The organism is Streptomyces chartreusis, from assembly GCF_008704715.1.
Classification (GTDB): Bacteria; Actinomycetota; Actinomycetes; order Streptomycetales; family Streptomycetaceae; genus Streptomyces; species Streptomyces chartreusis.
The window spans coordinates 612,609-625,490 of sequence record NZ_CP023689.1 but is presented as its reverse complement, the minus strand read 5'-3'; the positions used below and the strand labels follow the sequence as shown (position 1 = coordinate 625,490).

Genomic DNA, 12,882 nt, shown 5'->3' with positions numbered 1-12,882 from the left:
GAACCACGCCATGGCCACCCCAGGCATGAAGGGTTGAACCCTGTGCACCTCCCACGTCAGCTCGGCCCACTGCACGACCTCCCCGACATCCCGGAGGCCTACGACGCCGTCCTCGCCGGTGTCGTCGAGGAGGCCCTCGCCCGGCTCACGCCGGAGGGCAGCCTGGAGCACCCGGACTGCGTCGACGACATCGGCGACACCTCGCTGGGCGTCACCTCCCTGCTCGCCCTCGCCTGGCAGCGCGGCAAGGACCCCCGCCTGCCGGAGGCGGTGCGCCGCAGCCTGGCTTTCCATCTGCGGGAGCGGGTGTACACCGACGACAACCCCGGCTACCCGAACCTCAGGGCCCGCGGCACCGGCCTGCCGTACGCCCGTTACGTCCTGGAGGCGGGCGCCCATCCCATCGGCGACTGGCCGAGCACCGTGTGGGCGCTGCTTCAGTCGGTGAACCTGCTGGACCTGGCGGAAGGGCTCGTCGAGGACGAGCAGCGCGCCGAACTCGTCCGGGTGGCCCGTGGATACTGGCGCTGGCTGACCGAGGCGACCTTCTTCAATCCGCAGGAGGCAGGCAACCAGGCCATCGGCTGCGTGGTCGGCGGCCTGATGCTGGCCCGCCATCTCCCCGCCCCGGACGCCGACGAGACGCGCGAGCGCGCCCTGCGCCTGTACGAGCGGGAGATCCGCGCCCACCGGGTGCGCGACCGGGGTGCCCTGCTGCCTCCCGAGCACGGCGGCGCCTACGACAACAACTACGGCCCGATCTCCCTCTCCTTCCTGGCCCAGGCCCACCGCGTCAGCGGCGAGGCGGTCTTCGCGGAGGACGGCGACGCGCTCGCCCGCTACATCGACGCCCGCCTCCCCGGCGGCGGCTTCGACAACGGCGGACCGCGCTACAGCGAGCAGCACAGCGGCTTCGAGTCGGTCCTCGGGCTGCGCTACTTCGGCGCCCGGATCGGCTCCGACCTCGGCCGCTACCGGGGCGACACCAGCTGGGGCCGGCACGCGGTCAAGGTGGACGGCGGCATCGACGGGCACTTCGCCTGGATGCTGGTCTGGCAGATCCAGGACGCCACGCGCTGGCACCGCACCCCGTCCACCACCCCGGCCCGCCACCAACTCCGCGCGGGCGGCGTCTCGGTCGCCTTCGACGACCGTATGACCCCGTCGCTCGTCGAGGCCGCCGGCACCTACTACCTGCCCGCTGCCGTGAACCGGCAGCACGGCTTCGGCCCGGTGACGGACGGCTTCCTGTTCTGCCGTCCGATGGGGGAGACCAGGGTCCGGGACGTCGTCGCCGGCGGCCTGACGGCCAAGCTGGTCGGCAAGCCGGTCGTCGGCCGCGACCACGTCCTGCGCCATGTGCGTTCCCTGTACGTCACCGACGGCACCAGCCTGTGGATGACGGTCGCGGTGGAACGGCTCCCCGGCACGCCGTATCTGCTGGCGGGTCTGCCGTACGCCGCCGACGACGGCGACCGGGTGCGCCGCACCGCCGAGGGCGAGGTCACGGCGGCCGGTGAACTGCGCCTGACGCATCCCGAATCGGACGGCGCCGACCACTTCGACGCCCGCGCCGAGCGGACCCAGGAGGAGGCGGCCTTCGCCCTGGCCGCCGATCCGCGCGGCTACGGCAACCCCGACCTGGGCTGGAGCCACCTGGTCGGCTCGACCGCCCTGGAGGCCGAACCGGCCCCCGGCGCCCCGGACGACCTGCACGTCTTCGCCGTGCGCTACGGACCGGCAGGGCCCTTCGCGCCGGTCTTCGCAGCCGACGGCTCAGCGCTCACGGTCCGCACCGAGTCCTTCACCGCCGTGATCGGCGAACCCGCGGGCGACGCCCACGGCGAGCCGGAGCTGACCCTGACGGCCCTGTAGGCCGCCGCTCACGCCCCCGCACGAGCCGTCGGCGGCTCGTGCGGGGCGGACAGGGCCGTCACCGGCACCACCAGATCGGCCCGGTCCCGGGTCGCGGCGACCAGCTCCGCGTTGCGCTGGTCCGAGCGCATCACCCAGGCCACCGCCTGCTCGTGCGACTTGCCGAACCGCTCGTGCCGGGCGATCAGCCGCCGCAGCCGCTCGGCCTCGTCGAGCTCGCAGAACCACACCTCGTCCAGCTGCGACCGCACCCGGGCCCACGCGCCGGTGTCCAGCAGCAGGTAGTTCCCCTCGGTCACCACCAGCCGGGCCGCCGGCTCCACCGGCACGGCTCCCGCGATCGGCTGCTCCAGCACCCGTTCGAAGCCGGGCGCGTACACGATCCCGTCGTCGGCGTCCCCGCGCAGCCGCCCCAGCAGCGCCGCGTACCCCGCCGCGTCGAAGGTGTCGGGCGCGCCCTTGCGGTCCCGCAGCCCGATCCGCTCCAACTCGACGTCGGCGAGATGGAAGCCGTCCATGGGCACATGAGCGACCCATGGCTCCCCGGTGCCGTTCAGCTCCCGCACCAGGCGTTCGGCCAGCGTCGTCTTGCCCGCGCCGGGGCTTCCGGCGATACCGAGGACGGCGCGCCGGCCGTCCGGGGTGAGGGACCGGGCGCGGGCGAGGAGGTCGTCGAAGGTCAACGTCACACAGCAGAGTGTGGCACCCGCGCGGCGAGGACTTCCGGCGGTGCACCGGGCCCAGTTGGCCGTGCGGTCGCCGGCCTCCGTCATCCACCTGGCCGAGGGTGCTCTGCACACTCACCCCTTTCAGGTTAGTTTGTCGGTGTTTCTGATCATTTTCGGCTCCTGTTGTCCGACTCGCCAGGACATGGGGCTCAGCCGCCCTACGGCTCGTAGGGGTGAGGGGTGGACGATGGCTCAGGGCACGAAGCCCATGCTCGTCGGTGCGGGTCGGCGCGACGAGGCGCTCGTGTCCGGCAGGCCCTGGCGGGCGCGCGGCAGCGGCCTGCTCGCGGCGGTGGCCGCCGCCTTCACCCTCCTCCAACTCCTGCTCGTCCGGCCCTCGCTGGGCCTCGGCTGGGACGAGGTCGTGTACGTCAGCCAGGTCGGCACCGACGCACCGGCAGCGTTCTTCAGCGCACCCCGCGCACGGGGCGTCCCGCTGCTGGTGTGGCCCATCGCCTCCTGGTCGTCCTCCACCGTCCTGCTGCGCGTCTACCTCGCCGTGCTGTCCGGACTCGCCCTCTACCTGGCCCTGCGCACCTGGCGGCACCTGTTCCCGGCCCGCGTCCTGGCCGCCGCGGGCGCCCTGTTCGCCACCTTGTGGGTGACCCTCTTCTACGGCCCACAGGCCATGCCCAACCTCTGGGTCGCGTTCGGCGCCCTGCTCTGCGTCGGCTGCTTCGTGCGCGCCCGCCTCGACCGGCTCGACGACCGGGCCGCGTGGGGCGTCCTCGCCGGCGCCGCCCTGATGTCCTGGATGCGGCCCACCGACGCCGTCTGGGTCACCCTGCCGCTGCTCGTCCTCACCGTGACGGCCCGGCACTGGCGCCTCGGAGCCGCCCTCGCCACCGGGCTCGCCGCCGGCGGCATCCAGTGGATCATCGAGGCGTACGTCAGCTACGGCGGCCTGCGGGAGCGGCTGAACGAGGCCTCCCGCATCCAGGGCGACCTCGGCTGGAACCTCGCCGTCGACGACCAGTTGCGCAGCCTGGTCGGCAACACCCTGTGCCGGCCCTGCGACGTGGCGACACCCCACGTGTCCGTGTACGCCTGGTGGTTCGTGGTCCCCCTGCTCGCCGCCTACGGCCTCGCGGTCGCGGTCCGCGCCGGGCGCACCGCCCGCACCCTGATCCCACTGGCCTGCGCCACGACGGCCGCCTTCCCCTACCTGTTCCTCATCGGCTACGCGGCCCCCCGCTTCCTGCTGCCCGCCTACGCCCTGCTCGCCATCCCGGTCGCCTACGCGGCGTTCAACCTGGTCACCGCACCGAACGGACGCCGGTGCCCCGCGGTCACGGCCGTGGCAGGGCTCGCGCTCGTCGGACATCTGGCCGTGCAGTACACGGTCCTGGACCGCACCGTGGACCGCACCACCGCCTCCCGCGTCGAGTGGGCCCGCTCCGCAGCCGAACTGCACCGCCTCGGCGTGCGCCCGCCCTGCCTGCTCACCGGGCACGAGGCCATCCCCGTCGCCTACTACACGGGCTGCCACTCGGGTTCGATGGGCGGCCACAACGGCAACATCACCAGGGCCGAGATCCTGGACACCGCCCGCCGACTCCCGGTCGGCGCCCTCACGGCGCCCGGCCGCACACCGCCCGACCACGCCCGGGACTGGAAGCTCCACCGCCTCGACGGAATGGACGTCCACATCGCCCCGGCGCCCCTCGCGGGCGGAACGGCATGACGTCGGAGGAGATCCTCACCCCACTGCGGCGCAGCAGGCTCTACTGGCACACCGCCCTCACCCTCGCCGTCCTGGTGGCCGTGGCCCTGCTGGCCAGGCGGCACTGGCCGGTGCTGGAGACCGGCGCGGTCCGGCTGGCCGTCGCCGACCAGGGCTGGCTGCTCGTCGCCGCCGCGGCCACCCTGCTGACCTGGCCGTGCTCGGCACTCGCCCAGCAGGGCGCGGTGCCGCGCCGGTTACCGACCGGACCGCTGGTGGCGGGCCAGTTCGCCGCTTCCGCCGCCAACCAGGTGCTGCCCGCCGGGCTCGGCGGGGCCGCGGTGAACCTGCGCTTCCTCATACGCCGCGGCATATCGCTGGGCGACGCCGCCACCGCCGTCGCGGTCAAGGGCACCGCGGGCGGGATCGCGCGCGGCGTCCTGATCGCCGTACTCTTCGCGGCCTCCCCGGGCGTACTGCACCTCCCGCACGGTAACGGCGAATTCGTCGCCGCGGTGAGCGCCGCGGCCACTCTGGCGGTCCTGGTGCTGGCCGGCCCACTGCGGCCCCGGTGCCGACAGGCCCTGACCGCGGTGCGGGCGTACGTCGGGGCAGTGCACGCGCGACCCGGGAGAGCGGCGGCCCTGTGGAGCGGCTCGCTGGCCTTCGTGGTCCTGCACTGCGCCGTGCTGATCGCCGTCACCCGAGCCGTCGCAATGCCGCTCGCCCCGGCACGGGTGGCGCTGCTCTATCTCGCCGCGAGCAGTGCCGCCGCACTGCTGCCCACGCCGGGCGGCCTCGGCTCGCTCGACGCCGTGCTCGCCTTCGCGCTCACCACCACGGGCGCCACGGCGGCGGCGGCCGCGTCCGCCGTCCTCGGCTACCGGTTGCTGACGGTGTGGCTGCCGCTGATTCCCGGGTTGGGGGTGCTCGCGGTGCTCGTCCGGCGCCGGGCCCTGTGAGCCCCGAAGGCGTTTCCCGGCTGTAACGGCAGCCTCACCACCCCGGGCCGGTCAGCCCCGTACCCCCACCTCCCGGTGCCACTTGACGAACTGCTTGTCCGGATCGCCGGTGTACGCCCACGGTGCCCGCGTGGCCCGACGCCCCAGCATCCGGAAAAGGGCCGCGGCGATGTCGTGGACACCCGCGTGACAGGCCGCGTGCGCCAGGTGGTTGAGGTCGCGCAGCTCGCCCGGGGCCACGTCGTTCCCGGAACGGCCCATGATCCAGCGGTCCCAGGTGCGGCGTACGTCGCTGACGGCGCCGTCGTTGCTCCAGTGCTGGCCGATCCCCATGGAGGAGTGCTGACCCTTGGCCGCGTCCAGGGCGTACCGGAACTCCTCGACCCGGGCGTACTGCACGAGCACCGGCAGCGGGCAGCCGGACGGTGCCACCCCGGCCGCGTCGCGGGCGAAGTCGTACATCAGGCCGTGCGTGCCGTGCCAGCGCGAGGAGTAGTAGTGGAGCACCTGGAGATGACCCTCGACGCTGAACGGGTCGCGGCCGTGCAACTCGTCCCACCAGCGCCCAAGTTCCTGCCGCCGCACCCCCTTCGGATACAGCCGGGCCACCGAGATCAGCGAGATCCACGGCGTCGGATCGTCCGGATAGGACTCGGCGGCCTTCAGGCACGACAGCACCGCGGTGTCGATGCGATGCGTGTCGATCGGCACGCCCCGGCCCGCGGTGATGGCCACGTTGAACGCCCGAGCCGTCTCCGTGGCGGCCCGCAGCACCAGCGCGTCACCGCTGTGCGGCTCGGCGGCCAGCCACGACTCCACCGTGGAACTGCCCGCGCATGCCTGCGCCAGCAGCCGCACCCGGTGGCCCCGCGCCAGCCAGTCGGGCCCGGTGGAACGCAGGAGTTCCCGCAGCCCCTGCCAGCGGCCGATGACGATGTCCTGCCGGGCACTGGTCAGGGCGAAGTCCCCGCAGTCGGGGTCGAAATCGGGAGTGAAGTCGCGTCTGAAGTTGCCTCGCGCCATATGGGTCTCCCTCAGAAGTCGGTCGGAAGACCCTCGTGGACGAGGGAGTTGTCGCCGCCGCCACCGGCCGGTACGTAGTCCGCCTCGACCGTCCGGGTGGCGTCGAGCTTGGCGGGCCGGTAGTAGTCGCTGCCCTGCCGCCAGTACCAGAACATCGGGACCAGGCCGACCGCGATACCGCCGAAGCCGATCGCGAGCGCCGAACCGCTCAGCTCGCCCAGCGACTCGACGAAGATCCAGAACATGAACAGGGCGCCGAACAGCGGCCACAGACCGCCGAGCACGAAGTCACCCACCGACTTCAGCAGCATCTTGCGGTAGGCGACGACGGCCGCGAGACCCGTCAGTCCGTAGTAGACGGCGATCTGGAGGCCGATCGCCGAGATGGCGTCGGAGAGGATGTCGCCCACCGTGCCCAGCGCGTTGGAGGCGATGAACATCACCAGCGCCACCACGCCGACCACCGCGACCGCCACATAGGGCGTGTTCCACCGCTGGTGCACCTTGCCCAGCGCCGCAGGCATCGTCCGGTCCCGGCCCATCGCGAACAGCGAGCGGGTCACCTGGATGAGCGTCGTCTCCAGTGTGGCGATCGTGGACAGCATCACCGCCACGATCAGCAACTTGCCGCCCCAGCCCGGCCACACCTCCTCGCCGAGCACCGCCAGCACGTTCGCGTCGTTGTCCTGGATCTGCTTCGAGGACAGGATGACGTTCACGGCGATCGTGAACACCTCGAACAGCAGGAACACGATGCCCACCCCGATGAGCCCCGCCAGCCCCGTCGTACGGCGGCTGTTGCGGGTCTCCTCGCTGAGGTTGCTGGTGACGTCCCAACCCCAGTAGTAGAAAGCGGCGATCAGCGCCCCCGACGCGAATCCCGCCACCCCGTCGAAGTGCCCGAAGCCCAGCCACGACCAGTCGAAGACGTGGGCGCTGTCCGTGTGGAACACGGCGAGCAGGGCGAACAGCGCGAGTATGACCAGCTCGACGCCCGACATCACGATCTGCGCCCGTACGGTCAGGCGCGCCCCGCCCAGCACCACCAACAGCATGATCAGGAACCAGCAGGCGCCGACCAGCGTCGACAGCGCGGTGTTCTCCGCGAGTTCCTCGTCGAACAGGGCCAGCGTCATCGAACCGGCGGGCAGCGAACCCGCCACCATGAAGATCGTCGTCGAGATCACCAGCGCCCAGCCGCTGATGAATCCGAGAAAGGGATGCAGGGTCCGCCCCACCCAGGAGTAACTGGCGCCCGCGTTCACGTCGATACGGCCGAGCCGGCTGAACGCCAGCGCGATGCCCAGCATGGGTATCGCGCAGTACAGCAGCGCCGCCGGGCTGGCCAGGCCCACCGCGCCGACCAGGACCGCCGTGGTCGCGGCGATCGAGTACGCCGGGGCGCTGCCCGCGACCGCCATCACCACCGTGTCGAACGTGCCGAGGACGTTGGCCTGTAGTCCTCTGCCCCTGTTGTTGCTCATGGATGCGCTGCTTTCCGTCGTGCACGACGCGAGGGCGACGGCCCCTGCGCCGTAAGGGGGGTGGGGGGTGGAACAACGCCACGAACCGGAGAGGGATGACCTCGGGGCAGGGGCGGCTGACAACGGGTGGCGGACACTGTACGCCGTTGCGTCGCGATGCAGTCACGCCGTGTGTGCGAGTGATGATAGCCACACTCTTTGAGGCTTCAAGAGCCAAGGGATCTTCCGCGGATACGTCCGTCGAACGGCATGACGAGGGACCCCCGGACGAAGTTCGCCCGGGGGTCCCTGATCGCGGTGGCTCAGTCCCCGATGCGGTCGATCTGCCGGAGCCGGTTCGTGGCGTCCAGGGCCGCGACCTTGTAGGACTCGGCGAGCGTGGGGTAGTTGAACACCGCGTCGACGAGATAGTCGACCGTCCCGCCGCAGCCCATCACCGACTGGCCGATGTGGATGAGCTCCGTCGCGCCCGTGCCGAAGCAGTGCACGCCGAGCAGCGTGCGGTCCTCGGGGGAGACCAGCAGCTTCAGCATGCCGTGCGAGTCGCCGATGATCTGCCCGCGGGCCAGTTCGCGGTAGCGGGAGATGCCGACCTCGAACGGCACGCGGTCTTCGGTGAGCTGGTCCTCGGTGCGGCCGACGAAGCTGATCTCGGGAATGGTGTAGATCCCGATCGGCTGGAGGTTGTGCATCCGGCCGACCGGCTCACCGCAGGCGTGGTATGCCGCCGAACGCCCCTGCTCCATCGACGTCGCGGCCAGCGCCGGGAAGCCGATGACGTCACCGACGGCGTAGATGTGCGGCACCTCCGTGCGGTAGTGCTCGTCGACGGTGATCCGGCCGCGCCGGTCCGCGGTGAGCCCGGCCTTGTCCAGGTCCAGCTCGTCGGTCAGGCCCTGCCGGCCCGCCGAGTACATCACCGCGTCGGCGGGGATCTTCTTGCCGCTCTCCAGGATGGTCAGCGTCCCGCGGGCATGCCGCTCGACCGCGGCGACCGTCTCCCCGAAGCGGAACGTCACGGCGAGATCCCGCAGGTGGTACTTGAGCGACTCGATCACCTCGACGTCGCACATGTCGAGCATCCCGGCACGCTTCTCCACCACGGTGATCTTGCTGCCGAGCGCGGCGAACATCGAGGCGTACTCCATGCCGATGACCCCGGCGCCCACGATGACCATGGAGCGCGGCACCCGCTCCAGCGCGAGAACGTTGTCCGAGTCCATGATCGTCCGGCCGTCGAACTCGACGCTGTCCGGCCGGGCGGGCCGGGTGCCGGTGGCGATGACGATGTGTTCGGAGGTCAGCAGCCGATCCTGGCCGTTGACCTCGCGAAGGGCGATGGTGTGCGGGTCGACGAAGCGCCCGGTCCCGGCGTACAGGGAGACGTGGTTGCGGGAGAGCTGGCTGCGGATGACGTCCACCTCGCGGCCGACCACGTGCTGAGTGCGCGCGGTGAGGTCGGCGACGGTGATGTCGTCCTTGAGCCGGTAACTCTGGCCGTACAGATCGCGCTGGGTGAGACCGGTCAGGTACAGCACCGCCTCGCGCAGGGTCTTGGAGGGGATGGTCCCGGTGTGGATGGAGACACCGCCGACCATGTCGGGGCGGTCGACCACGGCGACGCGGCGGCCCAGCTTGGCCGCGGCTATGGCGGCCTTCTGGCCACCGGGGCCGGATCCGATGACGAGCATGTCGAAGTCGAAGTCGGGCACCCTCCGGAGTCTGTCAGCCGCGCGACCCCTTTCGAAAGGGTGAGCCGTGAACCATTGCCCGGGTGAAGTGCCCGGAGCGCGACGGAGGTTGTGCCTCCGCCCCGCAACCGTCCGAATCGTCCCGCTTCACCGGAGCGATGTCGCGCGTGCGGGTCGATAATGCGGGTATGGGTCACCGACTCGCCGACGTGAGCACGCCGGCCCGGCTGGCCGCCCCTGACGAGGGCATCGGCCGGGACGAACTGGCGCTCGCGACCCGCAACCACGGCCTGCCCCTCGAAGCCCTGCGCCACGACATCACCCCGCCGGGCCTGCACTACGTCCTGACCCACTACGACATCCCGTACGTCCCCGAAGGCATCCCCTGGCCCCTCACCCTGGACGGCCGCGTCCGCCGCCCCCTGCGCCTGGACCTTTCCGACCTGCACAGGTTCCCGCAGGTCACCACCCGCGTCACACTGGAGTGCGCCGGGAACGGCCGGGCCCTGCTGACCCCTCGGCCGGTGAGCCAGCCCTGGCTCGTCGAGGCCGTCGGCACCGCCGAGTGGACCGGCGTCCCCCTGCGGCTGTTGCTCGCCGAGGCCGGCGTCGAGCCCGACGCCGTCGACGTGGTCTTCACCGGCGCCGACCACGGGGTCGAACGCGGCGTCGAGCAGGACTACCGGCGCGCGCTGCCCGTCGAGGTGGCCATGGGTGGCGATCCCGAGGTGCTGGTCGCGCACTCGATGAACGGGGCGCCGCTGCCCCCGCAGCACGGCTACCCGCTCCGGCTGATCGTGCCCGGCTGGTACGGCATGGCCCACGTGAAATGGCTGCGCTCGATCACCGTCGCCGACGAGCCCTTCACGGGGTTCCAGCAGGCCGTGGCCTACCGGCTGCGCCGGGACCCCGCGGACGCGGGCGAGCCGGTGACCCGTATCGCCCCGCGCGCCCTGCTCGTGCCACCCGGATTCCCGGACTTCATGTCCCGGGCCCGCGTGGTCCGGCCCGGCACGGTGGCGCTGGAGGGGCGTGCCTGGTCCGGGCGCGCGCCGGTGACACGCGTCGAGGTCAGCACGGACGCGGGACACACCTGGCGGGACGCCGAGCAGGCCCCGGACGACGGGGAGCGGTGGGCATGGCGCCGCTGGCGGTACGACTGGACGGCGACCCCGGGTGAGCATGTGCTCAGCGCACGCGCCACCGACGCCGGGGGCCACACCCAGCCACTGGAGCAGCCCTGGAACCGAGGGGGCTTCGTCAACAACCTCGTACAGCGCGTGCCCGTGCTGTGCCTGGACGACGAGGACGGGTCAGCGGGCGGTGACGGGGAGTAGGCCGGACACCGGCCCGGCGTGCGTGAGGGCTCGGGACGGCAGGCTTACAAGGCCGCCCCGGGTGCTGACCTGCACCTCAGGGCGACCCGGGCGGATCGGGGCGGGTACGGCTAGGGCAGCAGCTTGTCGAGGGCGGTCGGTCCCTCGGCCGCCAGCTTGCGCTTGGCCCATTCCAGGTTGCGTGGGGTGATGTCCTTGCCTGAGGCAAGCACGATGTCCTCGGGGGACACTTCGGTGCCGGTGCGGGCGTGGAGCAGGTCGTCCGGGGTGGTGCGGTCCTCGGACGGCCCGGACGCTTCGGGCTGGGACGTCGGCATCATCTCTGCTCCTCGGATCCGGGGTACTTCGGGCCCGGTGCGGTCATCGGGTCTGCTATCACCATTCAACGCCTGAGCGGACCCTGCATCCGGAGAGCCCTGAGGCCCGCCCCGCACCGGGCCGCCCTCAGCCCTCGAAGGGCGTGAGTGTCAGCGTGATCCCCGTCGGCGCCGTGTCCTGGATGTACGAGGCGAAGTCGGCCACGTCGTCGAAGGCGAAGCCGTACGCCTTGCCGTCCTCGGTGGCCTTGTGCATCGCCCCGGCGTAGTGGTTGGTCAGGTCGGTCCCGTAGAAGGTGGCCGGGTCGGTCGTCGGCTGCTCGGGGTGGCTGAGCAGGGTCGAGCGGTTGAAGCCGGCGCCGAGGACGGCGGCGACGGGGCCGGTGGTGCCGTCGTTGGGGGCGGCGAGGTTGCCGTCGCAGAACAGCACGTCCCGGGTCGACGGCTTGCCGAAGGACACCTGGGCGGGCCCGTCGAAGGTGAACCGGTCACCGCGCACCCGACCGGTGAACTTCCCCGCGTTGGTGGTGACGGTCAGATCCCGCCCGGTGTAGGTGCTCCACACCTCGTCGATGTACGGGGCGAAGTAGTCCTTCGAGAACAGCCCGGCGTCCAGGCCGTGGCCCGGGGCGATGATGCGGGTGTCGTCCACGACCAGCCGGGCGAACGCCTCGGCCCCGCGCACCGCGGCGAACGCGGCCGCACGGCCACCGGCCTTCAGCCTGCCCGTGGTCTGGTCCTTCGCGCCGGTCAGCCGGATGCTCATCGGCACGCTGAACATGTCGACCATGGTGGTGTTGCAGAACATCCCCGACGCGTTGTACGTGAACTCGGCGCAGTCGTGCAGCACCGGGTAGTTCGGGTCCGACTCGACCCAGCCCGCCGGGTATTGGAGGGCTGCGTTGCCGTTGCCGTCCGCGACCGCCTTGAACTTCAGCTTCTCGCCGAGCGCCACATAGATACGGCCCGACATGTAGGGGAGCGAGAGCCGGGTCTCGCCGCCGGACAGGGAGATGGCGTAGTCGGTGAAGCCGTCGGAACCGTTGTCCGACAGCGCGATCGGCGCGAGGGTCCCCTCGGGCGTGAGACGGACCTGCTTGCCGTCCTGGTTGCCGACTATGTAGAGGTGCACGTTCGCGTTGTCGAAGGAACCGCTGCTGTTGACGATCGTCAGCGGCAGCGAGCCCGCGGCGGCCGTCGCGTCGCCGCCCGCGGGGGTCCCCGCGAGTGCGTACGGGGCCACGGTGGCGGCGACAGGGACGGCCACCGCCGCGCCGCCGAGCGCGAACAGGAGCCTGCGACGACCGAGGGGGCGCTGATGACGGGAAGTCATGTGGGGGATCTCCCGGAGTGCTTGTGGGGGTACAGGAGCCGCGGCAGCGGCCGTACGGGCAATCTGAGAGCGCTCTCGAAATGCCCTCGCGTCCACCACGGCCGCCACCGATGACCCCCGATGCTACGCACGACCCGTGTGTCGGCCAATGGGTCTGCACCAAGTCCAAATCGCTCTGAGCTGCGAGGACTTGAATGGGCACGGAATGACCACATCCGCTTAACCCTTGTCTAAGGCTGGTTTAAGGCTGATAGGCGATTCGAGAGCGCTCTCGCATCGGCGGAACGGCTGCCCGCGAGCAGTGCGGAAAACGCTGGACGGACCCGGCGAAGATCACGTACTGTGTGGCTCCACGCCCTGAGTCGGACGGAAGGAGGCGAGTGCCGTGCAGTTCACCAATTCCCCGCGCTCCCTTTTCCGTTGCCCCGGCGTGCACCTCGCGATCTGACCGGGAGCGCTCCAAGCAGCC

The 12,882-nt window shown here is 71.5% G+C and carries 10 protein-coding genes; 4 read left to right on the top strand and 6 right to left on the bottom strand.

Translation table 11 applies throughout. The annotated features are described in order from the left end of the window. The first annotated feature begins 42 nt into the window (after positions 1-42). Complete coding sequence (locus tag CP983_RS02575; protein WP_150498357.1) at positions 43-1,875, top strand: hypothetical protein; 1,833 nt, start codon at positions 43-45, stop codon at positions 1,873-1,875. A gap of 8 nt (positions 1,876-1,883) precedes the next feature. Here CP983_RS02575 and CP983_RS02570 read toward each other — a convergent pair whose 3' ends face one another. Further along, positions 1,884-2,564, bottom strand: a complete 681-nt coding sequence (locus CP983_RS02570; RefSeq protein ID WP_150498356.1) for a nucleoside/nucleotide kinase family protein — start codon at positions 2,562-2,564, stop codon at positions 1,884-1,886. A 226-nt stretch (positions 2,565-2,790) separates the two neighbouring features. On the opposite strand from CP983_RS02570, the gene CP983_RS02565 reads away from it, so the two are divergent. Both CP983_RS02565 and CP983_RS02560 read left to right on the top strand, forming a co-directional pair. Next, positions 2,791-4,287: a hypothetical protein gene (locus CP983_RS02565; RefSeq protein ID WP_150498355.1), complete on the top strand. Its 1,497-nt coding sequence runs from the start codon at positions 2,791-2,793 to the stop codon at positions 4,285-4,287. After that, positions 4,284-5,228 (top strand): lysylphosphatidylglycerol synthase transmembrane domain-containing protein, encoded by a 945-nt coding sequence (locus tag CP983_RS02560; RefSeq protein ID WP_150498354.1) that lies wholly within the window; start codon positions 4,284-4,286, stop codon positions 5,226-5,228. The genes CP983_RS02565 and CP983_RS02560 overlap by 4 nt, the downstream gene beginning before the upstream one ends. 51 nt (positions 5,229-5,279) lie before the next feature. Here CP983_RS02560 and CP983_RS02555 read toward each other — a convergent pair whose 3' ends face one another. The 3 genes from CP983_RS02555 to sthA form a co-directional block, all read right to left on the bottom strand. Continuing rightward, positions 5,280-6,251 (bottom strand): hypothetical protein, encoded by a 972-nt coding sequence (locus CP983_RS02555; RefSeq protein ID WP_107910318.1) that lies wholly within the window; start codon positions 6,249-6,251, stop codon positions 5,280-5,282. 11 nt (positions 6,252-6,262) lie between these two features. After that, positions 6,263-7,735, bottom strand: a complete 1,473-nt coding sequence (locus tag CP983_RS02550; RefSeq protein WP_150498353.1) for an APC family permease — start codon at positions 7,733-7,735, stop codon at positions 6,263-6,265. 302 nt (positions 7,736-8,037) lie between these two features. Continuing rightward, positions 8,038-9,447, bottom strand: a complete 1,410-nt coding sequence (gene sthA, locus CP983_RS02545; RefSeq protein WP_030949052.1) for a Si-specific NAD(P)(+) transhydrogenase — start codon at positions 9,445-9,447, stop codon at positions 8,038-8,040. A gap of 167 nt (positions 9,448-9,614) precedes the next feature. Here sthA and CP983_RS02540 point away from each other — a divergent pair, with 167 nt between their 5' ends. Then, a complete protein-coding gene (locus CP983_RS02540; protein ID WP_150498352.1) occupies positions 9,615-10,763 on the top strand; it encodes a sulfite oxidase in 1,149 nt (382 codons plus the stop codon). Positions 10,764-10,873: 110 nt separating this feature from the next. Here CP983_RS02540 and CP983_RS02535 read toward each other — a convergent pair whose 3' ends face one another. Further along, positions 10,874-11,080, bottom strand: coding sequence for a hypothetical protein (locus CP983_RS02535; RefSeq protein ID WP_107911136.1), 207 nt, complete (start codon positions 11,078-11,080; stop codon positions 10,874-10,876). A gap of 127 nt (positions 11,081-11,207) precedes the next feature. Further along, complete coding sequence (locus CP983_RS02530) at positions 11,208-12,413, bottom strand: beta-1,3-glucanase family protein (protein ID WP_150498351.1); 1,206 nt, start codon at positions 12,411-12,413, stop codon at positions 11,208-11,210. Between the last annotated feature and the right edge of the window lie 469 nt (positions 12,414-12,882).

Bases quoted from the DNA above. Each gene is read 5' to 3' on its own strand.
- CP983_RS02565 (WP_150498355.1), top strand. From the start codon at position 2,791: ATGGCTCAGGGCACGAAGCCCATGCTCGTCGGTGCGGGTCGGCGCGAC.
- CP983_RS02560 (WP_150498354.1), top strand. From the start codon at position 4,284: ATGACGTCGGAGGAGATCCTCACCCCACTGCGGCGCAGCAGGCTCTAC.
- CP983_RS02555 (WP_107910318.1), bottom strand. From the start codon at position 6,251: ATGGCGCGAGGCAACTTCAGACGCGACTTCACTCCCGATTTCGACCCC.
- CP983_RS02550 (WP_150498353.1), bottom strand. From the start codon at position 7,735: ATGAGCAACAACAGGGGCAGAGGACTACAGGCCAACGTCCTCGGCACG.
- CP983_RS02540 (WP_150498352.1), top strand. From the start codon at position 9,615: ATGGGTCACCGACTCGCCGACGTGAGCACGCCGGCCCGGCTGGCCGCC.
- CP983_RS02535 (WP_107911136.1), bottom strand. From the start codon at position 11,080: ATGCCGACGTCCCAGCCCGAAGCGTCCGGGCCGTCCGAGGACCGCACC.
- CP983_RS02530 (WP_150498351.1), bottom strand. From the start codon at position 12,413: ATGACTTCCCGTCATCAGCGCCCCCTCGGTCGTCGCAGGCTCCTGTTC.